Origin of the sequence: Dehalococcoides mccartyi, from assembly GCF_001889305.1 — a bacterium.
GTDB lineage: Bacteria > Chloroflexota > Dehalococcoidia > Dehalococcoidales > Dehalococcoidaceae > Dehalococcoides > Dehalococcoides mccartyi_A.
On the sequence record NZ_CP013074.1, the window covers coordinates 844345 to 867730 of the forward strand.

At 43.2% G+C, this 23386-nt stretch carries 24 protein-coding genes and 1 tRNA gene; 14 read left to right on the top strand and 11 right to left on the bottom strand.

Annotated elements, in window-relative coordinates; all coding sequences use genetic code 11:
* The first annotated feature begins 1 nt into the window (after nt 1).
* The 3 genes from ASJ33_RS04565 to ASJ33_RS04575 are packed head-to-tail and all read left to right on the top strand — an operon-like array spanning nt 2 to nt 2821.
* A complete protein-coding gene (locus ASJ33_RS04565) occupies nt 2–1387 on the top strand; it encodes an FAD-dependent oxidoreductase (RefSeq protein ID WP_041330902.1) in 1386 nt (461 codons plus the stop codon).
* A complete protein-coding gene (locus ASJ33_RS04570) occupies nt 1388–2467 on the top strand; it encodes a nickel-dependent hydrogenase large subunit (RefSeq protein WP_041330903.1) in 1080 nt (359 codons plus the stop codon). It abuts the gene before it with no gap.
* Between the two features lie 9 nt (nt 2468–2476).
* Complete coding sequence (locus tag ASJ33_RS04575) at nt 2477–2821, top strand: 4Fe-4S binding protein (RefSeq protein WP_041330905.1); 345 nt, start codon at nt 2477–2479, stop codon at nt 2819–2821.
* Nucleotides 2822–2900: 79 nt separating this feature from the next.
* Here the strand turns inward: ASJ33_RS04575 and epmA are convergent, their stop codons facing one another.
* Nucleotides 2901–3830, bottom strand: a complete 930-nt coding sequence (gene epmA / locus ASJ33_RS04580; protein WP_023652330.1) for an EF-P lysine aminoacylase EpmA — start codon at nt 3828–3830, stop codon at nt 2901–2903.
* Nucleotides 3831–3835: 5 nt separating this feature from the next.
* The gene (gene efp / locus ASJ33_RS04585; RefSeq protein ID WP_012882061.1) at nt 3836–4402 is read right to left on the bottom strand and encodes an elongation factor P; all 567 of its coding nucleotides are present in this window, start codon (nt 4400–4402) and stop codon (nt 3836–3838) included.
* 189 nt (nt 4403–4591) lie between these two features.
* Here efp and ASJ33_RS04590 point away from each other — a divergent pair, with 189 nt between their 5' ends.
* Together ASJ33_RS04590 and ASJ33_RS04595 are read left to right on the top strand one after the other, a co-directional pair.
* Nucleotides 4592–5077, top strand: a complete 486-nt coding sequence (locus ASJ33_RS04590; protein WP_023652331.1) for a MarR family winged helix-turn-helix transcriptional regulator — start codon at nt 4592–4594, stop codon at nt 5075–5077.
* A 4-nt stretch (nt 5078–5081) separates the two neighbouring features.
* Complete coding sequence (locus ASJ33_RS04595) at nt 5082–8006, top strand: MMPL family transporter (RefSeq protein ID WP_041330908.1); 2925 nt, start codon at nt 5082–5084, stop codon at nt 8004–8006.
* 32 nt (nt 8007–8038) lie between these two features.
* Here ASJ33_RS04595 and ASJ33_RS04600 read toward each other — a convergent pair whose 3' ends face one another.
* From ASJ33_RS04600 to ASJ33_RS04610, 3 genes are all read right to left on the bottom strand, one after another.
* Nucleotides 8039–8683 carry a LexA family transcriptional regulator gene (locus ASJ33_RS04600; RefSeq protein ID WP_041330909.1) on the bottom strand — a complete coding sequence of 215 codons (645 nt, stop codon included), beginning with the start codon at nt 8681–8683 and terminating at the stop codon, nt 8039–8041.
* Between the two features lie 244 nt (nt 8684–8927).
* Nucleotides 8928–9003: transfer RNA gene (locus ASJ33_RS04605), tRNA-Lys, on the bottom strand.
* A 104-nt stretch (nt 9004–9107) separates the two neighbouring features.
* Nucleotides 9108–9443 carry a helix-turn-helix transcriptional regulator gene (locus tag ASJ33_RS04610; RefSeq protein WP_023652334.1) on the bottom strand — a complete coding sequence of 112 codons (336 nt, stop codon included), beginning with the start codon at nt 9441–9443 and terminating at the stop codon, nt 9108–9110.
* Nucleotides 9444–9807: 364 nt separating this feature from the next.
* Here ASJ33_RS04610 and ASJ33_RS04615 point away from each other — a divergent pair, with 364 nt between their 5' ends.
* The 6 genes from ASJ33_RS04615 to ASJ33_RS04640 all read left to right on the top strand — a co-directional run bounded on the left by ASJ33_RS04615 (nt 9808) and on the right by ASJ33_RS04640 (nt 15891).
* Nucleotides 9808–11082, top strand: coding sequence for an ArsB/NhaD family transporter (locus tag ASJ33_RS04615; RefSeq protein ID WP_023652335.1), 1275 nt, complete (start codon nt 9808–9810; stop codon nt 11080–11082).
* A 1-nt stretch (nt 11083) separates the two neighbouring features.
* On the top strand, nt 11084–12469 hold the full coding sequence (locus tag ASJ33_RS04620; RefSeq protein ID WP_023652336.1) for an MFS transporter: 1386 nt from the start codon (nt 11084–11086) through the stop codon (nt 12467–12469).
* Nucleotides 12470–12608: 139 nt separating this feature from the next.
* Nucleotides 12609–13718 carry an aminopeptidase gene (locus ASJ33_RS04625; RefSeq protein ID WP_023652337.1) on the top strand — a complete coding sequence of 370 codons (1110 nt, stop codon included), beginning with the start codon at nt 12609–12611 and terminating at the stop codon, nt 13716–13718.
* 39 nt (nt 13719–13757) lie between these two features.
* Complete coding sequence (locus tag ASJ33_RS04630) at nt 13758–14429, top strand: phosphoribosyltransferase (RefSeq protein WP_041330911.1); 672 nt, start codon at nt 13758–13760, stop codon at nt 14427–14429.
* 251 nt (nt 14430–14680) lie between these two features.
* The gene (locus ASJ33_RS04635) at nt 14681–15136 is read left to right on the top strand and encodes a rubrerythrin (protein WP_052465193.1); all 456 of its coding nucleotides are present in this window, start codon (nt 14681–14683) and stop codon (nt 15134–15136) included.
* Between the two features lie 59 nt (nt 15137–15195).
* Nucleotides 15196–15891: a hypothetical protein gene (locus tag ASJ33_RS04640; RefSeq protein ID WP_041330914.1), complete on the top strand. Its 696-nt coding sequence runs from the start codon at nt 15196–15198 to the stop codon at nt 15889–15891.
* Between the two features lie 5 nt (nt 15892–15896).
* Here ASJ33_RS04640 and ASJ33_RS04645 read toward each other — a convergent pair whose 3' ends face one another.
* The 6 genes from ASJ33_RS04645 to ASJ33_RS04675 all read right to left on the bottom strand — a co-directional run bounded on the left by ASJ33_RS04645 (nt 15897) and on the right by ASJ33_RS04675 (nt 20844).
* Complete coding sequence (locus ASJ33_RS04645) at nt 15897–16697, bottom strand: PAC2 family protein (RefSeq protein ID WP_236886574.1); 801 nt, start codon at nt 16695–16697, stop codon at nt 15897–15899.
* The gene (locus ASJ33_RS04650; protein WP_236886575.1) at nt 16687–17565 is read right to left on the bottom strand and encodes a PAC2 family protein; all 879 of its coding nucleotides are present in this window, start codon (nt 17563–17565) and stop codon (nt 16687–16689) included. The genes ASJ33_RS04645 and ASJ33_RS04650 overlap by 11 nt, the downstream gene beginning before the upstream one ends.
* Nucleotides 17566–18041: 476 nt before the next feature.
* Nucleotides 18042–18296 (bottom strand): hypothetical protein, encoded by a 255-nt coding sequence (locus tag ASJ33_RS04660; RefSeq protein ID WP_010936622.1) that lies wholly within the window; start codon nt 18294–18296, stop codon nt 18042–18044.
* Between the two features lie 143 nt (nt 18297–18439).
* The gene (locus ASJ33_RS04665) at nt 18440–19189 is read right to left on the bottom strand and encodes a UPF0280 family protein (protein WP_023652344.1); all 750 of its coding nucleotides are present in this window, start codon (nt 19187–19189) and stop codon (nt 18440–18442) included.
* A gap of 9 nt (nt 19190–19198) precedes the next feature.
* Nucleotides 19199–19609, bottom strand: coding sequence for an NIL domain-containing protein (locus ASJ33_RS04670; RefSeq protein ID WP_012882077.1), 411 nt, complete (start codon nt 19607–19609; stop codon nt 19199–19201).
* An 8-nt stretch (nt 19610–19617) separates the two neighbouring features.
* Nucleotides 19618–20844 carry a homocysteine biosynthesis protein gene (locus ASJ33_RS04675; protein WP_023652345.1) on the bottom strand — a complete coding sequence of 409 codons (1227 nt, stop codon included), beginning with the start codon at nt 20842–20844 and terminating at the stop codon, nt 19618–19620.
* A gap of 219 nt (nt 20845–21063) precedes the next feature.
* Here ASJ33_RS04675 and ASJ33_RS04680 point away from each other — a divergent pair, with 219 nt between their 5' ends.
* The 3 genes from ASJ33_RS04680 to ASJ33_RS04690 all read left to right on the top strand — a co-directional run bounded on the left by ASJ33_RS04680 (nt 21064) and on the right by ASJ33_RS04690 (nt 23383).
* Nucleotides 21064–22143, top strand: coding sequence for a type IV pilus twitching motility protein PilT (locus ASJ33_RS04680; RefSeq protein WP_072555672.1), 1080 nt, complete (start codon nt 21064–21066; stop codon nt 22141–22143).
* A gap of 275 nt (nt 22144–22418) precedes the next feature.
* Nucleotides 22419–22790 (top strand): NADH-quinone oxidoreductase subunit A, encoded by a 372-nt coding sequence (locus ASJ33_RS04685; RefSeq protein WP_023652347.1) that lies wholly within the window; start codon nt 22419–22421, stop codon nt 22788–22790.
* Nucleotides 22781–23383, top strand: a complete 603-nt coding sequence (locus ASJ33_RS04690; protein WP_052465194.1) for an NADH-quinone oxidoreductase subunit B — start codon at nt 22781–22783, stop codon at nt 23381–23383. The genes ASJ33_RS04685 and ASJ33_RS04690 overlap by 10 nt, the downstream gene beginning before the upstream one ends.
* Nucleotides 23384–23386 lie beyond the last annotated feature (3 nt).

Here is a 23386-nt window from a genome sequence, read left to right on the forward strand (position 1 = left end):
TATGTTAGAAAATGCTGAATATATAAAAACCGAAGAACTGCTTGACCAAACCCAAAAGCTCTATGACGAAGGGGCAATATTCTGTACGGCTTCCTGTATAGACTTAGGTGATGAATTTGAAGTCATTTACCACTACAATCTGGAAAATGGCCTTAGGATGAAGCATCTTCGGTTAAAAATAGATAAAAATGAAACTGTTTCCAGTATTTCAAACATATATCTATGTGCTTCGCTTATTGAAAACGAAATGCAGGAGCTTTACCAGCTCAAACTCAGCAAAATTGCCATAGATTTCAGCGGCGGGTTTCTGGTCACCAAAGAAACCCCCAAAAGCTATATGATAAAAGCCCCTGATTACAAGCTTATTCCGGTAGAACGCCTGACTGCCCCCTGCCAAAAGGCCTGCCCCGCCGGCATAGATGTATCCCGTTATGTCCGCCTTTGCGGCGAAGGGAATTATGATGCGGCCTTGGCTGTAATCAAACAGGCCATGCCCTTCCCAGGAATATTGGGGCGGGTTTGCCTGGCCCCCTGTGAATCTGCCTGCCGCCAAGGCAAGTGCGGAGAATCTATAAGCATCAAACAGCTTAAACGGGCGGCCTATGAATACGGCCATTATACAGATACCATCACCGCCAAACCCACCGGCAAAAAAGTGGCCGTGGTTGGCTCTGGTCCGGCTGGCTTGGCAGCAGCTTATTTTCTGGCTAAAAAAGGGCATAAAGTAACTGTGTTTGAGGTTTTGCCGAAAGCCGGCGGCTATATGCGGGTAGGCATACCTGAATATGCACTGCCCCGCCAGATACTGGATGCCGAAATTGAAAACGTTGCCAAACTGGGTGTTGAGTTCAAGCTGGGTACAGCCGTAAATTCGCTGAGTAGCCTCAAAGAAATGGGGTTTGATGCCACTTTGCTGGCGCTGGGTGCCAATCAGGGAGTACGCCGCTCCAACATAATAGCCGCTTTCAGCGGAGCTACAGACGTATTTAAAAAATTCGGGCTGGCAGTTGAAAATATAAACGGCAGCAATGTGCTTAAGGTTGACGATGATACGCTTAGTACTTCGCAGGAGGGTGTTTTTGCCTGCGGAGACGCCGTAAACGGGCCTACATCTGTTATTCATGCCGTTGCCTCCGGTAAAAAAGCGGCCGCCAGTATAGACAAATATCTGGGCAGTGACGGCAAGTGGGTATACGAAAATATTGTAGCCCACGAGCCGGTATCCCGTGATATTTTCCTTGAACGTATTTTACCCAAGAGCAAACCTTTGAGTGTTAAATATGATATTAAGCAAGCCAAAGAGCGAAATGAAGAAATTGCCGGCTATAGCCGTGAAGTTGCCGCCGCCGAAGGCAAACGCTGCTGGCGCTGTGATTTGGAGGAATAAATGGCACGCACAGTAATACCCTTCGGGCCACAGCATCCGGTATTCCCTGAGCCGGTACAGCTTAAACTGGAATGCGAAGACGAAACGGTAGTCGGAGTTACGCCTGTTATCGGTTATGTACACCGCGGGGTAGAAAAGGCCTGTGAGATAAATACCCTGCGGCAGAATATATTTCTGGTAGAACGTATCTGCGGCATCTGTTCAATCCAGCACGCCCTTTGCTATTGCCAGGGCATAGAGGAACTGGCCGGTATTGAAATTCCCCAGCGGGCGCATTATCTGCGCACTGCCTGGGCTGAGCTTTCCCGTCTTCACAGCCATAGCCTCTGGCTGGGTTTGTTGGCGGATGCACTCGGTTTTGAAAGTCTGTTCATGCAAATCTGGCGCGCCCGTGAGATTATCCTGGATATACTGGAGATGACTGCCGGACACCGGGTTATCACCTCTGCCTGTGTGGTGGGCGGGGTACGCCGTGACATAGATGATGAGATGCTGAAAAAGACTGAAAATATGCTGGGTGAGTTTAGAAAGATGATGGATAAAACTATCCTGCCCACCCTGCTGAATGACCCCACCTTGAAAAAACGGACTGTAGGCAAAGGTATTTTATCCTATGACCAGGCTGTTACTTTAGGATCTTGCGGCCCTACCATGCGCGGCAGCGGCGTTTCGTCTGATGTCCGTTCCACCGGGTATGCCGCTTTTAAGGAGTTGGGCTTTGAACCGGTAGTGGAAACTGCCGGAGACAGCTATGCCCGTACTTTAGTACGCACCCGTGAATTATATCAATCTATAGACCTTACTCTGGCGGCTCTCCATCAGATGCCTGCCGGTGAAATAATGGTTAAGGCAGATGCCTATCCTGAAGGGGAAATATTCACCCGGGTGGAACAACCCCGAGGTGAACTTACTTACTATATAAAGGCTAACGGCACCAACCACCTTGATAGGTGCAAAATACGCACCCCCACTTTTGCAAATATCCCTACCCTATTGGTAATGCTGCCGGGGTGTGAACTGGCAGATGTGCCTGTTATTACCTTATCTATAGACCCATGTATATCCTGCACGGAGCGTTAGGAGAAGGCTATGCCCTGGATGATAGGAACAATACTTAAAAATTTGTTTTCAACTCCCCCCACCCGCCGCTACCCATACGAAAAACGGGAGTCATTTGATGGTTCACGCGGTAACATTACCTGGGATGCCGGGCGTTGTGATATGTGCAACGATTGTGCCCGGGTCTGCCCTGCCCGCGCTATTACGCTTAAACCGGAAAAACACATTATAGAGTATGACCCGTTGAAGTGTATTTACTGCGGGACCTGTACTGAGACATGTCTGCAGCATGCCATTATCCAGCATCCGTTGTATGCTGCACCTCAGGTTGAACATATTTGCCAGATAACCGAAGTACATCACTACCGCTACTAGGCAAATAGTTTCTTTAATAATCAATCCCTGTTACAACCGGGGTTGATTATTTGACAAGCAAAAACATTATGTCAATATGTCAGGCAGTGTCTGCGGTAAATGGCATTACGTCTTGTATTTGGTCTGTATTACAGAAAAACATAACCAGGCGGTCTATACCCAGTGCATTTCCTGCACAAACGGGCAAATGTTTTACGGCCTCTAAAAATTTATCAGGTGAAACTACCCGTCTATTCTGTTCGGATTCTATCAGCCATTTTTCTTCGGCAAAACGGCTTGCCTGCTCAAGCGGGTCTGTCAGCTCTGAATAGGCATTGGCCATTTCCAAGCCGGATATAAAAAACTCTGCTCGTTCGGCTACTTCCGGTTTAGTCTCTTTTATCCTGGCCAGAGATGCCATTTTAGCCGGATAATCCATCAGCACCATAGGCTGTTCGGATGGAAAAGACGGAATAACCTTTAACACCAGGTCATCATCAAAACGCTTTCCATCATCTATAATTATAGGATTCCAGCCTGCGATATCCCTAAACGCATCATGTACCGTTTTGCGTTCCCACGGGGGGGTAAGGTCAATATTATGCCCCAGATAAGAAACCATGGGTTTGCCAAAAAGCTTCATGGCGATATAATAAAATAGATTCTCGGTATCAGTTATCATCTGCAGGTAATCTGTTCCGACCCTATACCATTCAAGCATACTGAATTCAGGGTTGTGATGGCGGCCTTTTTCTTCAGCCCGGAAACAGCGGCTTATCTGATAGATGGTTGTATATCCCGCTGCCAGCATACGCTTCATATACAGTTCAGGTGAGGTCGACAGATAACCATTTTGGCATTCAATCGGTTTTATATAGCGTTCCGGCGCAACTGAGGGAACAAAAACAGGGGTCTCCACTTCCAGAAACCCCTGCTCATTGAAAAAACTGCGGATTAAACCCAGGATTTGCATGCGGCGTTTCAGGTTATCTTTCAGTCTTTCCAGCCGCTGCCTCTCATCAGAATACATTACAGTTACTTCTTGTTGCCTACTCTTTCAACATAGGCACCGGTACGGGTATCTACTTTTATAATATCCCCTGCCTTCATAAATGTTGGCACACCAATTTCCATGCCATTGGAAAGTTTGGCTGGTTTATTCTGGGCAGTTACTGTTTCCTTGCCTGTACTCATGGAAGTTTCAATTACTTCCAACTCAACAAAATTAGGCAGCGTGATTTCAATAGGCGTATCACCTAAAAGCTGCACAGGGATAACCATGCCATCTTTCAGGAAAACGCCTCTTGAACCCATGCGGTCTTCAGCCATATAGTGCTGTTCAAAGGTGTCAGTGTTCATAAATATATAATTGCCGTTTTCATGATAGAGATACTGCATATCATAGGTAGATACATCAGCTTCTTTGAGCTTATCCCCGGAATGAAAAGTGCGCTCCAGAATACCGCCGTCCATTAGGTTGCGGAATTTTATCCTGTACACAGCGCTTCCTTTGCCCGGCTTCATAAAATCCACATCATCCACGTTGTACGGTATATCATCCAACAGGATTTTCTTGTTCTTGCTGACTTCCTCTATATTCATACTGGCCTTTCGTATTAGAAAATACTAAATGTGTTCAATCCGAAAATAATAATGTATATACGTGTACCAAGTCAAATTGGTTGTCAGGTATATTGACGCTATTATTTTTTGTAATTATAATTAGTGATAAGCAAATAGTTGTAGTAACAATAAATATTCATGTCACCAATATATATTGAGAGAACACACATGACTAAGGAAAATTGCTTTGAAAATGCAAAAACAATCCTGGTTAGTGATATTCTGGGCCTTATCCAGAAACTTTATACTGAAGCACTGGTAGTACCGCAGGGATTGCTGGAAACAGAAATTACCATGCCCCAGTTACGAGTACTATTACTATTGCGTTTGAATGGGCCGCTTTCTATGGGTGTCATATCCAGAAAACTTTGCATTGGTTTGGCTACCCTTACGGGTATTGTAGATCGTCTGGTCAGGCAAGGCTTTGTAGAACGCGAAACCCCACCGGATAACCGCCGTGTAGTTATCTGCCATTTGACCGAAAAGGGGATCTCTCATTATGAGAGTCTGTGGCAGTTTACTACAGACAAAATAGCTGAACTGTTGGATGGGGTAGACAACGAAGGTTTGTCTGTAATACGCAACGGTTTCTGCATACTGGAAAAATCAGCTGCCAGCAAATCAGCGGCTATCGAAAATACTAATAGGATTTAATCATATGTTCAAAATCATCGCCGGGTGGGTCATAAAGTTTAAATATTTAGTAGTCAGTTTCTGGGTGATCCTAGCTGCTGTAATGGCATTTGCCGCCCCATCCTTACAGGAAGTAAGCAAACTGGACCAGTCCGGTTTTATGCCCACAGATTCAGATTCAACAAAAGCCAGTGCTCTGCTAAAGCAATACTTCCCAGATGAAATGGCCTCGGTTTCCGGTATGTACCTGATTATGTTTAACAAATCTACTCTCAGCCAGACCGATATGGATTATGCGAATCTTATTAGTCAATGGCTGTCTTCGGAGGATGCACCTTATGGCATTGGTGAGATAGATTCGGTATTCAGTAACCCTCAACTATCCAGCCGCCTTATCAGCCCGGATAATACTACCATGCTAATCAATATCAGCTTGATGCAGTCCGCTCAAGACAAGCAATCTGAAATAATTATCAATGCTATTCACTCCCGGCTTACAGATATACCTATAGGACTTGAGATATATGTATCAGGTGAGGCGGGTATGTTAAATGACCTGTATGCAGCTTTGGCAGACAGTATAGACCTGACTACGATAGTTACTATTATACTGGTTTCGGTTTTGCTGCTTATTATCTACCGCTCACCGGTAGCTTCACTTGTACCTCTGTTAACGATAGGCATTGCCTATCTGGTAAGCCGTGGTGTGCTTGGTTATATGGCCGAATCAGGGATAAATATCTGGTCACAGCTGGATATATTTATAGTGGTGCTGATTTTTGGTGTAGGTACAGATTACTGTTTATTTTTGATATCACGTTTCCGTGAAGAACTTCATAATGATCAAAACCGCTGGGATGCGCTGAAAACAGCTTTGGGACGTATTGGAGCAGTTGTTTCTGCCAGTGCCATAGCTCTTATAGTAGGCTTAATGGGTATGGCGATTGCCCGCTATCAGATGATTCAAACTATGGGGCCTTCGCTTAGTGTAACTATTGCCATTACACTGCTGTGTGCTATTACAATTACTCCCGCACTGGCATCTATATTTGGCGGCAAAATATTCTGGCCAAGCAAATTTGATGCCAACCAGAAAGAGAAGCATGCTGCCTTATCCCCTACCAACAAATTTCGTTTCTGGAGTTGGGTGGGCACTATAACAACCAAGCACCCTTTGCCCATAGCTCTGGCGATAATCGGCTTGCTTTTTGTACCCTATACCCAGCTATCGCAACAACGGCTTTCATTTGATACTATCAGTGAACTCCCACAGGATGCGGAGTCTGTTATAGGTTTTAATAAACTTGTGGAACATTTTAATATAGGTGAGATGATGCCCACCACGCTGGTACTGGCGGACAGAAACGGAAGAAGCTTGAGTACGGCTGATATTCTTGATGAACTGTCAGATTTGACTGCAAGTCTGGAAAGCCTAAAAGGTGTAGATGGTGTACAATCAGTGCTTCAGCCGGATGGTACTGCCGTCTCAGGTGCAGCACTTTTAGCTGCAAACCAGATACTTAATTTAATACCTGACCGGTCTTCAGAAAATACAACTCCCGCTGAGCTGGTTTCCGACCAGACTTTGGCAGGTTTTTGGTTTATAAAAACCTATCTCACGGAGCTTAATCAAAGTTTCCCTTGGGTGGCAGAAGAAACCGCCTATCAAAGTTCTATGGCATCGCTTGATAAGATAACAAATATGCTTTTGGATATCCGTTATTCCGCTCAGATAGATACCCAGCTTAATGTACTTACTGAACAAATTCGCCAAACTGCAGATGCTTTACGAGTTGGGTATCCTGCCAAAATTGAAATGATTTTTGCCGTTAAAGCTTATTTGGCTGAAAGTGCCCAGTCATATGGCTTTATTGCCGGTTTATATGACTATCAACAAGCTATGCAAAAAATTGATAATATTGCGGCGCTGATTGCGCAAGCTAATAACGATGGCAGTATTGTTTCCGGACTGTATGGTCTGGCTTATTCCACCGAACATCTGGCGTTTGTAATAGGCAGTCAGGGGGTCTATCACCTATTTCCACAGTCATTGCCCGCAGATAGCTCATTATCCGGTACATCTAAAATACTGCTGGGTGAAATCGAATTATTCAGACAGAATATGCACTCTTTAAGTAGTATACTTTTTGCTCACGGCAACCCGTATTTTATATCCCAAACACTTATAAAGGCCTCACCGGAGCTAAATAGTCTGGTTAATATGTTTTATTCGGAAGATCAGTCAGGCGTACGCATATTTTTAACTCTTTCTGATTCTCCCTATAGCAACGCGGCAATGGATACTATTTCTGAGATAAAAGCATTACTTCAACCAAATAATTCGGATGGGCAACTTTCAAGTTTGGAGTATGGTGTTCAAGGTACTAGCGCCACTAGCCAAGACGTCAGAGAAATGATTGAACAAGATTACACCAATATCCAAATGATAATCCTGGGAGGGGTTTTTCTGGTCTTGCTGATTCTTTTGCGAAGCATAGTCGCCCCTGTATATCTGCTCCTTACAGTCATGCTTAGCTACGGGTCAACCATGGGCATTATAACCTGGCTTTTTCAAGATTTGCTGGGGCATGCCGGTATAAGCTTCATGCTGCCGATTATACTATTTACTTTGATTGTGGCACTTGGCTCAGATTACAATATTTTCCTGGTATCGCGTATCCGCGAGGAATCCGAGAATAAACCCATCAAAGAAGCTGTAAAAAATGCCATTTCTTCAACCGGCGGAGTCATTGTTGCCTGTGGCCTGATACTGGGAGGAACATTTGCGGCTATGCTCACCTCACCCATACTTACCATGTATCAGCTGGGGGCTGCTGTTGCTATCGGTATTATAATGGATACGGTCATTGTCCGGGGCATTTTAGTGCCATCGCTGGCAACCATAGTTGGTCGCTGGAATTGGTGGCCATTTCACAAATTGAATAAATAAAAGATGTAAACCATAGTTAACAGCAGGCGTTTTTAAAATACTTTGCATTTATAGCTTAAAAGTATTCTGCCCAAAACCTTTATCTTAGTTAAAGGCAAATGCTGACTGGTACCATTGCCATTTGAAAGTCGCAGTCCCTTTTCAGTGGAATAAAGGCTGTACCCGTAAACGCCTTGATCTATCTGGCAGGCGTATAAATTTCCATCTTCAATAGCATGTTCCGCTTGAATTACCACCATTTCACCCTGATAAATCCCAAAATGTTCAAGATGATTATCTTCGACCTGAAGGGCATAAATATTCTTTCGGTCTTCAACTATGCTGCGAGGGATAAGGAAACTCTTGTATGCCAAATCTCGTTGAGTCTTGCGTTCAGGCATGCATCCATGTACACAGATTTCCACTGTCTCAAGTCTTTTAAAAACAGTTTGGACTTCTGCCAATATATCTTCAATCTGTCTTGGGGATACCGGTTCATTTTCAGAAATAAGCTTGGCAGGTTCAATACCAAAAGCATTTGAAAGCTTATTTACAGTTGCTAGAGTAATACTCTGCCTCTCACCTTTTTCCAGCTTTCTTATATATTGTCCTGAAAGCCCTGAACGGGTGCCTAGATATTCAGGCGTCCAACCCCGGGCCTTCCGAAACTCTCGTATTTTTTCGCCTATACTCATCATTGTAATTATATAGACATTATGCACTTAAATTATGTAATTGACAATATGTATTTTTCGGTTTTTTATCCGCATAAATGCATGAATATGCCGGGATAAATGGAACAATAAAACGTATATCACCGAAATATAAACAATAATGCAGTAAATATAGAGAAAATATGCTTAGTTAGCAAAAATAGGCATTGTAGTAATATGGTGGCTGAATATTTGACGAAAAACGGTTAGCAAAACACGAGGGAGTAAGTGGTAGGCCGTACAGGTCTCGAACCTGTGACCCTCTGATTAAAAGTCAGATGCTCTACCAACTGAGCTAACGGCCCACAAACAGACGTTATTTTAGCATCGATGGGTAGGTTTTGACAAACTTTAAGCGGCTATTTTGGGGTTATTTTTGAAATATTTGTCACTATTAGCCAAATCTCACCTATTTTGTTGTGGTTTCAGCTGGGATAGATTTAATTTCGAGGTTAGATTTCCTTTTGCGGCGTTTCCAGCCTAATCCCTCCAGAAAATCACCTATAATTATTTCCTGATATGATTCATGGCGGAGAGATAAATCAGGGTTAATGCGGTATTTTATGCCACGTCCCTCTTTTTTCTTGGCTATGTAACCTTCAGTTTCAAGATCGGCAATTATTTTTCTTACAGCCCGCTCGGTAATATGTATATTTTCAGCAATTTCGCGTGCGGTAATACGTGAATGTCTGGCTAAAAAACTTAGCACCAGTGCGTGGTTTGTAAGAAAAGTCCAGCTCGCCATTCATAACTCCCCTAAAATTTATGTCCAATTTTACCATTTGACAAGTGCTTTGATTAGTGATAAATTATTCATGTTTTAGATATCATAACTAGTTATGCATGAATAACAGAACATCCTGATTGTAAACTATTTTATTCATGCATGCAATATCTAAAACTGACAACGTAAGTGTTGCCACATCGGGTACATTAGAGTGCACGAAAGGGGGTGACTACAATGGTTGACAAAAAACCCATGGCTCCTGCTGCCAAGCCCGGCGCTCCCGCTGCCAAGCCCGTTAAGAAGTAACTGGTAATTCACTGATGGTAAAGGGCAGGAGAATCTCTCTCGCATCAAGGGTGATTCTCCTGCATTATTTTTGAATATGCTCTGGTTGCCTGTGTTAATATTCGTGGCCACTATTTTGCTGGTGGTTTTTAAACCTCGGCCTTTTAACGAAGCCGGGGCTATTTGTTTGGGTGTCTTTCTTATGCTTTTTACGGGGATTATTCCCCTTTCTAATATCAGCCAGATATTTTCGGCAAACCTCAATATTCTATTATTTTTCTTTGGTCTTATGCTGGTAAGTTATTTCGCAGAGTTATCCGGTTTTTTTAGTTCGGCGGCCAATCTAGCTTTAAAACTTTCCAAGGGTAATTCTTGGCGTTTGTTGGGCTTAGTTTTTGCTCTGGGTATTATCATCACTATGTTTATGTCAAATGATGCCACTGCCCTGCTCCTTACCCCGGTAGTTTTCATGCTTGTCAGCCGGTATGGGCTAAAACCTTTACCATACGTATTTGCTTGTGCCTTCGTGGCAAATACAGCCTCAATGATTTTCCCATTTTCCAATCCGGTAAATTTATTGGCTGTAGACAAGTTTAATCTTAGTCTTAGTGAATATTTGACGTTTATGCTAATTCCTAGCCTACTTGCCATTACAATCACAATAGCTATATTTTATTTTGTTTTCCGGCGTGATCTTACACCAAGGTTTTCAATAATGGAGAACAAACCTGTTGCCTTAAATAATTATTCACGCTCGGTCCGATTTACATTAATTTTTCTGGCAGCAGGTTGTCTTTTAACTTCCTTTATGGGGTGGCCGCTTGCAATTCCGCTTATGGTGACTGCTTTTATACTGTTAGGTATAACCTTAGTTTATAAAAAAATGGATTTCAATCATCTCAGACATTCTGTTTCATGGTCCATACTGCCATTTGTTCTGGGGTTAGCTTTCATGGTAAATGGGTTGGAAAATGCCGGGTTGACTACGACGCTTGGTAACTGGCTTTCCGGAACTATGGCTAGTGGTGGCCAACTGGAAACCGGGTTGATTACGTCTTTCGGCACAGCTATCGGTTCCAATTTTATAAATAACTGGCCGATGATGATGGTTTCAGTATCCAGTTTATCCGTCATAACTGATATCAGTGGCGGCAATGCATGGCTGGTCTATCAGGCTATTTTGGGCGCAGATTTGGGGCCTAATCTGCTTATAATGGGCTCATTATCTACTATGCTTTGGCTTATTCTCTTACGTAAACGGGGGCTGACAATAAAGCCCATGGAATACACAAAACTGGGGTTGCTCATCACTCCTCCGGTGCTTCTGATATCAACTTTGGCCATATTTCAGTTGGGGAAATTGAGTAATTAGTATGAAAACAATCACTCGCAAGAGTTTGGATAATAGCATAAAAGACGGAGCGGCATATTCAGCAATGCTGGGGCTTACCCAGGACTACGTAACTCCTTTCGCTCTGGCACTAAAAGCTTCCGTACCTCAAATTGGTATACTGTCGGCTTTACCGAACTTATCAGTTGCTTTCTCACAGCTCTTTGCCCCATTTCTTTCTGAAAGGGCTCAGAGCCGCAAGAGTTTCGTGTTCAAAGCAGTATTATTGCAAGCTGTATGCTTTTTACCTGCTTTTATTATGCCTGTGCTTTTCCGTGATTTCGGAGTTTGGTGGCTAATACTCTGGTACACACTGGGTACTATGTTTGGTTCACTTGGTAATCCTGCCTGGTCAAGTCTGATGGCTGATTTGGTGCCGGGCTCTATTCGGGGGCGTTTCTTCGGTTATCGCGGCATGATAGCCGGCATAATGACTCTGGCATTTTCGCTGGCCAGCGGCTTACTTTTGCAGATAAGTACGGATACCTTGTTTTTAGGTTTCGGGCTTATATTTTTCGGTGCCAGTTTAGCTCGTTTTATTTCAAGTTTCTTTTTAAATAAAATGGAAGACCCTCAAGCCAAAGCCCCTGTGAAAGATGGCGTAAGCATGAAAGCTTTGGTAATGGATCTGAATAAAACCCCCATGGGGAAATTTATATCTTATTCAGCGCTTATAAATTTCAGTACTTATATTGCCGCCCCATTTTTTGCTGTTTATATGCTGCGTGAACTTGGCTTTGATTATCTGACTTATATAATAGTAATTTCCTCAGCTTCAGTTGCCAACTTCGTATTTATGAAGGTTTGGGGAAGGGTTTGTGATATATGTGGTAACGTAAAAATACTTAAATTATGCAGTATTTTTGTGCCTGTTGTGCCTTTGCTCTGGATATTCAGCCATAACATATATTATCTGATAGGTGTTCAGGCGCTTTCAGGAATAATATGGGCAGGTTTTCTGCTATCCGGTACCAACTACATTTTTGAAAGTTCAAACCGCCGTAACCGCATGCGGGGTTTTGCACTTTACACAGGCGGAAACAGTCTGGGGATTGCTTTAGGGGCACTTACGGGAGGTTTCTTAGTCAGTATTTTGCCCCAGCTGAACGGCTATCACATGCTAAGTCTTTTTCTTGTTTCGGTAATAGCCAGAGCAATAGTAGTGAGCCTGTTTATAAATGGTATTAAAGAAATGAAACTCAAAGAAAATCCTATACCGCAGGCATTTATTTCTGCCTATAAACTGGATTTATTGGCTCTAAAAATCAAAATTATATCTCAGTCTATATTTCAGCTGCCGCGCATTTTCCGCCAGCCGCTCCGTTCTGGAATAGTGATAAGGATATTCCAGCTGATTATCCGTTTCTAGTTTGTAAAAATTTACCTCGGCCTGTTACAAAAATACGTTTGCGTATATATATATTTATGTAAATGCCCTGCCGTACCAGTTGGATTTGCCAATCTCCGGTACTATAATAAACCGTAATATATCTTAAGTGAGGCTTGCCATGGTTGACCCGCGTACTGAAAAACTGGCCGATTTACTTGTTAACTACTCTATCGAGGTAAAACCCGGCGATAAGGTTGCCGTTAACTATTTTAGCGGTGCATTGCCTCTGGCAGCAGAAGTATACAAGAAAATACTAGCTGCCGGCGGTCATCCATTAATGCAAGTTTCTAAAAATGAGTTTCTGGAATATCTGCTGAGATATGGTTCTGATGAACAGATAAGCTATGTTCATTTCCCACAGAGATATATTACGGAACATTATGATGCCACTATCCACCTGCTGGCTGAAGAAAATACCAAGGCCATGACCAGTGTTGATCCCCGAAAAATGGTGGCCTTTGAAAAAGCCCGCACCGACCTTATGGAAACCAGTATGAGACGAACAGCAGAGGGGAATTTCCGCTGGGTTTTAGCTATTTATCCCACTAACGGATATGCTCAGGATGCAGGGATGAGTTTGGAAGAATATACTGATTTTGTTTACAATGCCTGCCTGCCGGATATGAATGACCCTGTAGCCTTTTGGAAAAATCTGAATAAGCGTCAGCAAAAAGTAGTAGATTGGCTTAAAGGTAAAAAACAGGTACATATCAAAGCCAAAGATACTGATTTGCACCTGAGCATTGAGGGACGCAAGTTCATAAGTTGTGATGGAAAGCTTAATATGCCTGATGGGGAAGTATTTACCGGCCCTGTAGAAGATAGTGCCGAAGGGCATGTATATTTCTCATATCCGGCCATAGAAGCCGGACGTGAAGTTACCGGGATACGTCTTTGGTTCAAAAAAGGCAAAGTAGTGAAAGCAACTGCCGAAACCAATGAAGAATTTCTGCTTAAAACATTGGATACTGACTCCGGCGCTAGATATTTGGGTGAATTTGCTATAGGTACAAGTGAAGGAATCCAAAAATTTACCAAGCAAATACTCTTTGATGAAAAAATAGGGGGAAGTTTTCATCTGGCCTGCGGCGCAGGTTATCCTGAAACCGGCAGTGTAAATAAATCTGCTATCCACTGGGATATGGTATGCGACCTGCGGGACGGCGGCGAGATATGGGTAGACGGTGAGCTATTGTATAAAAATGGTAAATTTATTATCGAATACTAATTTTATATAGTCAAAATAATTATGGCGGGGTGGCGGGATATGCTTAAAATCGTATCACAAGACCATTCGTCTTTTACGGACAGGTACGAAGCCGGTGCTTTTTTAGCTATTGAACTTGGTAATCTGAAGGGCAAACAGGCAGTTGTACTAGGTATACCCCGCGGCGGGGTGGTTATTGCTTCCCAAATAGCTGACCGCCTTAGAGATGCCAGACTGGATATAGTCCTTTCCCGCAAACTCCGTGCCCCATCCAACCCGGAACTAGCCATAGGTTCAATATCTGAAAATGGCCAGGCATATTTAAACCACCACCTGATCCATCAACTGGAGATTCCCCTTGAATATGTGCATAAAGAGACTGAATTTCAGCTTGACGAGCTTAAACGGCAGGCACGTGTTTACAGGGAAGTTATCCCCCGTATCCCCCTAAATAATCACCTGGTTATAATAACCGATGACGGCATAGCTACCGGTTCTACCTTTGAAGCAGCTTTAACATCAGTACGGCAGGAATGCCCTGCCTATCTTATAGCAGCCATCCCGGTAGGCCCGGAAAGTACTCTTAGGCGGCTGGAACATCTAGCGGATGAGGTTATCTGCTTAAAGTGCCCTAAGAAATTTGAATCAGTCGGACAGTATTATTACTATTTTACCCAAGTAGATGACGATAATGTGCTTAATATATTAAAGCGTTTTCGCCATATATTATAGAAACCAGAACCAAATAGATTTACTCTGCCGGAGGTTATATTTTATATACATCTGGCGGTTTTAAACTCATATTTTTTACGCCGGGATTATTTTGCGGGCCTTTGAGCTAATAAACATGTTATAAATATATAACGTGTTTATTAAATTGATTACCCTGGAAAGGATTTGCCTGTTATAATAGGTTTTGTAGCAAAACAATATTTGATATAGCTGACACAAATATCCCCCGGAGAAGGAAAGGATTTTGCCGAATGAGTGAAGAACTAAAAGAGTTGATTGAAGCGGCGATATACAAAGAAGTTGCCTCTCAGTCACTTTACCAGTTTGCCATGCAAAAAACCGACGATACATCGGTTATACAGCTTTTAGAAACACTGATACAGAACGAAGAAGGTCATCTAAAAATACTTAAAGATTTGCTGGTCAAAGGCAAATTTAAACCGAAGGCTATCACTCCCCGTTTGCAAACTCTTAAGCTGGATACCTATATTAAGGGCGGTACACAACTGGAAGGATCAGGTCTGCAGGACATACTTCTTTATGCTATTAAGGAAGAGCAATCAGCTGCAGAGTTCTATTCCCATCTTATGTCCACCTTTATAAGTCAGGAAGCCAAAGATATGTGCCGTTTTCTGGCTGCCGAAGAATTGGAACACAAACTAAAACTGGAACTGATTTATGATGACCTGTTTTTCATAGAAAATTAGGTTCGTAGACAGAATTTTGCTGTTAAAATACATGAATACCCAACAATCAGGAGGTTAAAATGTCTGAAGATATCGCTAAAATACAAAAACCCGAAAGCAATAAATATGCGGATAAAAAGAAACTTTACGTTGTGCCGCTGGTGCTCGGCTGGAAGGAAGCTCCACCAGAATATGAAGCTATGCTTAGCCGTTACTGGAAAGAAGTTGGGGTGCAGCTTGCCCATCTGGAAAGCCGCATCGGTAGTGTCAATTATGTATTTCACGAATCTGTAGACCAAAACGGGATTGAAGGGCTGGATGTATTGACCAATTTTAGCCCTGTAAGCAAAGAAATGGCTCTCCGTTTTATAGAAAAGGGCGCAACTGTAGAGCTGACTGAAGATAATGAACTGGTGAGGGAATGTCTGGACTGGGAACGATTTATGCTTATAGGTTTTACCAGCCAAAATGTATCAAAACTGGTATCCGAAAAATTCATTCAGGCGGTAAAGAGCAGATATGAGTTTATCCGCAACCGGATAAGTGAAATAATAAAAGAAAATCAGGCCGGTGTACTTTTTATCCGCGAAGGCAATTTAATGCAATTTCCCACGGATATTGAAGTCTTCAGCGTAGCTCCACCGGTTCTGGATGAAATTCACCGCTGGCTTAGAGAACGCCGTGATAAAATACCGGCTCAGTCAGAAGGTGATGATATTGATTCATGTATTGCCGAAGATCCGGGAAACACACCTCAGGCTAATGGCACTAAATAATTAAATTAACAGTTATCAAAAAGGCGGCTTATCTGGTCACTCAGCTGGTTACGGACAACGCTATCCAGACTAAGCCCGCCTTCCAACATACTTAATCCGTTTTCCACCTGCGCATTGGTTTGCCTTAGATTTTGTATCTGGTCAGATTGATATTGCGCCCTCTGACTTATCTCGTCCAAATCTATCTCCAGTTCAAATCTATCACGCAGAAATTCAAGAAGAAGTAACTCAGCTGCAGCATCACCGCTTGTTTGCAGATAGAATGGTAAAACCTGCCACAGGCTCATGGCATTTATTCCGCATTTACCGGCCTGCCAAATCACAAATGAGTTTATATCTACCTTTTGGTTGGGCGGGGTGTCAAAATTCATATTGCACTCAACCCCGGTATTTTCTAAACTGTATTTATGGATATCTGAATTTACTACCGCCATAAGGCGATGAGGTGCTGTGTGTGAAATCATGGCACCTACACTGCCCAAACAGATAATTTCATTTGCCTGATAGTCCGCGGCGGCTTTTATAAGTTTACTTATGTAATCATACTGGTTAAATTCCGGAATACTCCCCTTGAATATAAGCAACTGCCTGCCGGACAGGTATTTCAGTGTACCTGCAGGGAAGTTTGCCAGATCTTCTCTTACAGCTATGCCGCTGAGTGAGAAATATTTCTCTATCTCCAGTTCAAATACAACAGAGGCGGTATCCTGTTTTTCCATCTCCGCCAGTACTCTTTCGCTCAGTAAACCGAATTCACCTTGCCAGGCAATAATCAGACATTTTGCCTGCAATTTCTTAACTTCCATGTTCATTCTGGTTATGGTCTTTCTTGAAAAATTCATTTATATTTTCTTTGAGCCACTTTTCATCATCATCGGAAATCCCTTGGTTTTCGCTTTGATGATAACGGTTATCCAGCTTCTGACGCACCAATTCCGGAAAACGGGAGTACATATCTGCAATCATCTCATCAATTTCTCTAACCGATTCATCCATCCGGAATAAATCTACGCTGATACGTATCACATATCTTAAGGCTTCAAGAGAAGAACGGGAAGCATGCGGATAAACCAACGGTAAGTGGGAAAGGTAATCAGGTATTTCGCCCATGAGACACGCAGCAGATATCTTTCGTTTTTGGGCTACGCCCAGTAAAAGCCCGTTGAGGCCGGAAATATTGGTTACAAAATTCTTGCCTGCCAGATTACTCTTGAGTTCCTCAGGCAAACGTTCCTGTATCATACCGAGAAAGTTTTTATTGTTGGCAACAGTCCAAACCTTGGGTTTGATTTTATGGTGAGTCATGGTGACTGCTGCGCCAAAGGTGATAATACGCTGACAGCCCAATTCTTCGGCTACGTCCAATACACGGTTTGCCATGCGGTGTGCCCGGCTTCCCTGCGCATAAGTGTTCTGCCCATCAGCAGGCTGTTCGTCTCCCATGAATATTATGACATCCTGACCACACCACTGCTGATAATAAAAACGGCTTAAAGGAAAACGCAGTTCCTGTTGAACACCATTTTTAATACTTACTCCGGCAGGGTAAAAAAACTCTTCAGGTTCTATATCTGCCAGAACTCCTGCCCCAAGATGATCACGCAAAGTGGCCAGGGTCACGATACCCACGTTGCCAATACCCGGCCAAGCCGCCAGCATTATTGGGGATTTCATTTCCGGCTTATTATGGTAAATTATTCCCATACCTTTGCTTATACCCCTTACAATAATATATTAAAATTAATTTAAACGGCAATTCAGCCCGCCGTTATTTAGTATGCTAAATAGTACATGTTTGAGGGTTTCATAATAAACAGCTACACCCTTTTCAAGACATAATACTGCTTAAAGAATCTGCTGGATTTTTACTGATGTAAAAGAAACATGACAATATTGTATATTGGTATGTTTAAAGGGTTAATTTCAGTTTTCGAATAACCCCAGCAATTTTCCGAATAAAAAGAATCCACTGATACTTATTAACAAAATAAGAACAAAGGTCAAAATAACCCGCGGAGAAAAGAAAGCTTTTATTATGGCACCGCGTACTAACTTGGCATGCTGCTGTTTTACCAGATTTTCCGCTGCTCTCCCAGCTAAATATTCATCTTGCAAGTCAGGCATGGCAAAAACCCTCTTAGACCAGCCAATCAGCCCAGATATATCTCAAGCGCATCTTCGGCTACAGTTATCAAACGTCGGGTGGTATCCAGTTTTATAGAGTACATATAGCTGGTTATGGGTGGTTTTTCATTTTTGGGATCCATATAACGTACAAAATAATCTTCGATAATTATGCCGGTTTCAGAAACATATTTATCAATTTCAGGGTATTTGGAGGTCATGTTGGCTAAACGGACTGAAAGTATTTTTACTCTTTGGCCTTTTAGAAAACGTGGTGCCATCCCCATTCCTCCATTGATGTTATTTTACTTTATCCAGCTTTATCAACCGGGTATTATTTTGAAAGATAGGAGAAGACACTCGTGCAATAATACGCTGCCCCCATCCAAGTATATACCGACATACTTTACCATATCTTTAGTTATTAGGATACTTCCCCATCGCCATTAGGCTTAAAAGGGCAAAGTTTTATATCACCCCAAATCCCTATTTTGTCATCTTTGATAAGTACCAGACCGTGTACTCCCTCTATTTTCTGCCCATATTCCAATGCTGACGGAATATCCTCACAGGTTTTCACCAGATTGGCTACCGCAGTGGCAGCAGCATCTGCCAAAATGGCCGAGGTTGATACAACCATGGCCGCATCAGCCTTGCCGAAACTAAAACTATGCCCTACCGTACCGGATGATGTGCAAATCCCTAAGGGCCTATTTTCGGGACTTATTTCCAATGCCAATGTACCGCTTAAAGGAGATTTGCCGGCAAATATGCCAATCCGTCTGGCGGAAAGAGTATGTACAAATATATCTCCGCCGTTTTCAACCAGAATCTCCGGACTATATGCTAAAAGCTCTTTGCCAACATATTGGGCTACTGCCCCGGCAACAGCTGCCATAGGCCCTACATCTGCTTTAGCTGCAGCTTCAGCCATATCGCGTATAATGGGGCTGGAATCAGGATGAATTTTGACAGGTTTGAGACTGGAAGCAAAGACAGGATGACGCTTGATATAATCCGTGATTTCCTTACGGTACTTCCTGACAAAAAAATATGCTACTTCTTTAAGTTCTGTTGCAGCCAGTATTAATAAATCCGATTCCTCTTCAACCACTTGAAAGGAGTGCAGGCGTCCGGCATTTACCCAGTTTCGGTATGTACGGGGTTCATACATATTATCCCGCTAAAAGTGCAATTCCATAGCCCGCGGAGGGCATGATTGAATACATATGCCGCAAACTATGCATTTTTTGGCATCAAACTTAATCTCTCTGCTCTCACTATCTATGCTGAAAGCATCTACCGGACACATAGTCACACACGCTCCGCAGTGCGTACAACGATTTTCGTTGCGGGTTACTTCACGGCTTAAAGAATCTATCTTGACGCCGGCTTCATTCAGATAGGCAATACCCTTGTCATACGCCTCACGTTCACCGGTAATCTCCAGCACCATCAGGCCCTCTTTATCTGGGGTTATTGATGCTTTGAGAATATTAAAAGCCAAATCAAAATCCCGTATAAGGTGGTAAACAATAGGCCGGTCTACCAGTCTTTGAGGAAAGCGTAAAACTATTCTTTTAGATGTCTTCATGTTACCACCTACAGGAGATGATGATTATCGTCACTCAGCGGGCGTTCTTTAAACGGCCGTATTTTAAGACCGGAGTCTATTCCCGGCAGAGGTGCAACCGGACTGGTAATTTCAAATCTGCCCTGCTCAATCCAGTCTTTTAGTTTACCGGCAATTTCCCTGGCACGCGAATAGCTGCAAAGTGAAGCAGTAGGTATATTTTTACCGTTTATACTTACACTGCCACTGCGCAGCTGGGCATAAGTAACTTCGGCAACCGCACCGGAACGCAGATTCGGATAAGCAGACGAATAATCGATAACTGTACCGATAATATCATTATCTGTAACAAGCGTAGACTCAAGTATCTCTTCGGAGAGTATAGGTATAGGTACACCGATACCTACAGATAAAGTTACTCCATATCCCAACATACTGGTACCAACAAGATACCGGGAGTCCATTTGTTTCAGGTCACCTATAACGGTCAGCGTACCTGCCCCGCCTTTGGGTACACCGCTATCGGTTCGGGGAACACCGGGGTTATGCTGGGTACCTTGCCATGCGATATAACCGACACCTCCGCCTAAAAATATGCGGCTGCCAATGCCTATCGTACGGTAATAAGGGTCATTAAGGAGAGGCGACAGCATACCGGCAGTGCAATAATTTATGTTGCCCATATTAGGTTTTAAAACACCCATATAGGTATAGATGGTTTTGTCAGAAAGATTAACAGCTACATTATAGTTCTGGTAGGCATTACGCATATTAAACAGCACAGCTTCGTTAAGGTCTTTTATATTTATATAGCTGGAAAGTCTCCGGCGGGGATAGCAGTCTGTTCCATAAGCGCTGGCTTCAAGACGTATATCTTTGCCGGCCACCAATTCTTCTATCACGTGCCCGCCGCCGTAATTGAACTCACCCGGGTGAATGCGGTTTCGGGGATCATCATCCGGTAAAGCGTTAGCACCGATAAACAAATCTGCCGCCGCAAAAGCTGCATAGGCTGGCACATCATTTAAATACGCCCGGCCTCCGCCTAGTTTCATACGGGGATTGGTATGGCCTATATTAAAATAAACCCCAGAGGAGCACATAGGACCAAAAGTGCCGGTGGTAACCACATCAACCTCTTTGAAGGTAGTTTTCAGCCCTTTTTCTTTGGCATAACCTACAATTTCTTCGGCCGTAAGGACAACAGCTTTGCCTTCTTTAACTCTCTGGTTTATTTCCTCCAGCGTTTTTTGCATCTCAGCCCTCGCCTGAAACAAAGCCTGAAACAGGTACGTCTTCAAGCTAAAATTTAGATAACTATATCACTTACAATAGTAGTCTTCAAACAAATATATCTGCTGCAGTGGTAATATAGTTATAATATAATAAAACGAAGTAGTACTTTTGGGGGATTTAACTTACTAAAACTAACTTATACTATAGTATGATATCATACCTGTTTAAAAGGAAGACAAATGCGCGCTGACGAATTATTGAAAATAGCGGTAGACAAAAAAGCCTCGGATTTGCATCTCCGGGTGCCAAACCCTCCCGTACTCAGGATAGATGGTGCACTTAAGCCTCAGACAGACTGGCCGGTTTTATACAACAAGGCGATTGAGCAGATACTAGAAGAGATAACCACGCCCGAACAGCGTGAAATATTTTATGCGGAAAAAGAGCTGGACTTTGCCTATAGCGTAGCCGGAGTGGCCCGTTTCAGGGTAAATGTGATGAGACAACGCGGTTCTATCAGCATTGCCTTCCGCCAAGTACCTTTTCAGATACGAAGCATAGATGAACTGGGCGTACCAAAAATCTGCAAAGAGCTTATTCTGAAACCGCGCGGGCTTATACTGGTAACCGGCCCTACCGGAAGCGGTAAATCCACCACCATGGCCGCAATGGTTGACCACCTGAACAATACAGATTCACGCAACGTTATTACTATCGAAGACCCTATTGAATACCTGTACACAAATAACCGCTGCATTATTGCCCAGAGAGATTTGGGTGACGATACCAAGTCTTTTTCCACTGCTTTGAAACATGCCCTTCGTCATGACCCTGATGTGATTTTGGTGGGTGAAATGCGTGACCTGGAGACTATTTCTACCGCCATCAGTGCCGCTGAAACAGGCCACCTAGTAGTGGGTACTCTTCATACCACAGATGCCCCTCAGACTATAGACCGTCTGATAGATATATTCCCTCCTGACCAGCAGCAGATACGCATGCAGCTGTCTCTGGTTATTGAGGCAGTGCTGGTGCAAACCCTGTTACCCAAACTGGAAGGTAAAGGGCGGGTAGCTGCTTTTGAAATAATGGTGGCAAATACTGCCGTACGCAACCTGATACGTGATAAAAAAGCCCATGAACTTCACAATGTAATGCAGTTAAGCTCCAAAGACGGTATGCAGACACTTGACCAATCTTTGGCAAACCTGGTACGCCAAAATATGGTTTCGCTTGAAGAAGCCATGCTAAAAAGCAGCAATCCGGAAAGATTGCAAAAACTGCTTGCATACCAACAAACCAAGCAAAATCAGTTCTGAATACATCACTAGAAACCTACATCGTTTTATATAGATTTTTAGTATGGGCGGGTGATACGGATGTACAACCCGCCCATACTTTTTTTACATATTATCCCGGTATCGGCTAGATAAGTTCTAATACTTTAGTATTAGACTTTATTATTAATTTTAGTCTTTTATAGAACTTTTAACACTTATATATACTATTTTGCAATACCATTACTTCATAATTAAACTTTACTCGGAAAGGGGACTAATGCTATAGTAGTAAAAAGTATTTCAGGGGAGGAATTATGCTGATTGATTACGGCTATATTGCACTATTCCTTGTAGCTGCAATACTTTTCACAGCGGTAGTATTAGGACTGCCGGTTCTCCTGCAAAAAATAGGCATTATACCTAACAAGCCTGATAAAGTTAAAAATGCCGCTTACGAGTGCGGCGTGGAGACTCACGGCCGTACCTGGGTTCAGTTCAATTTCCGTTATTACTACTATGCACTCTTGCTTATAGCTTTTGATGTATTGCTAGTCTTTCTTTTCCCCTGGGCAACTCAAATTGGTTCTTTGGGATTTTACGCTTTTGGAATAGTATTTATCTTTTTGCTTATAGTCTTGGCGGGCTACCTGTATGCATGGAAGAAGGGAGCTTTGGAATGGAATTAAACTCTGATAAACCGCTAAGCCTGCTTACTCTGGATGAAATTGACCAGCAGGAAGGCGGGGTAATTCAAAGCTTTCGCACAGGACATACATCGCCTTATCCTGACCCGGCTGACTGGTTGAGCGGCGACGAACCGCCTCCGGGGGTTTTTATTACTAGTGTGGAAAAGGTGCTTAATTGGTCACGCCATTATTCGCTTTGGCCGGTTATGTTTGGGTTGGCCTGTTGTGCTATTGAGATGATGTGCATGGCTGCTTCCCGCTGGGATTTAGCCCGTTTCGGTATGGATATTTTCCGTGCCTCTCCCCGTCAGGCAGACCTGATGATAGTTGCAGGTACACTTACCTGGAAAATGGCTCCGTGGCTGCGAAGGATTTATGACCAGATGCCTGAGCCAAAGTGGGTGCTGGCCATGGGTGCCTGTGGCACCAGCGGCGGTTTATTCCGGGATTCATATTCGGTAGTACCGGGTTTCAATCTGGTAGTTCCGGTTGATGTATATGTACCCGGGTGTCCTCCCCGTCCGGAAGCCCTGATGAGAGCTATCATGGATATACACGAAAAAATAGACAAAACCCGTATCATAAAGAGATAAATT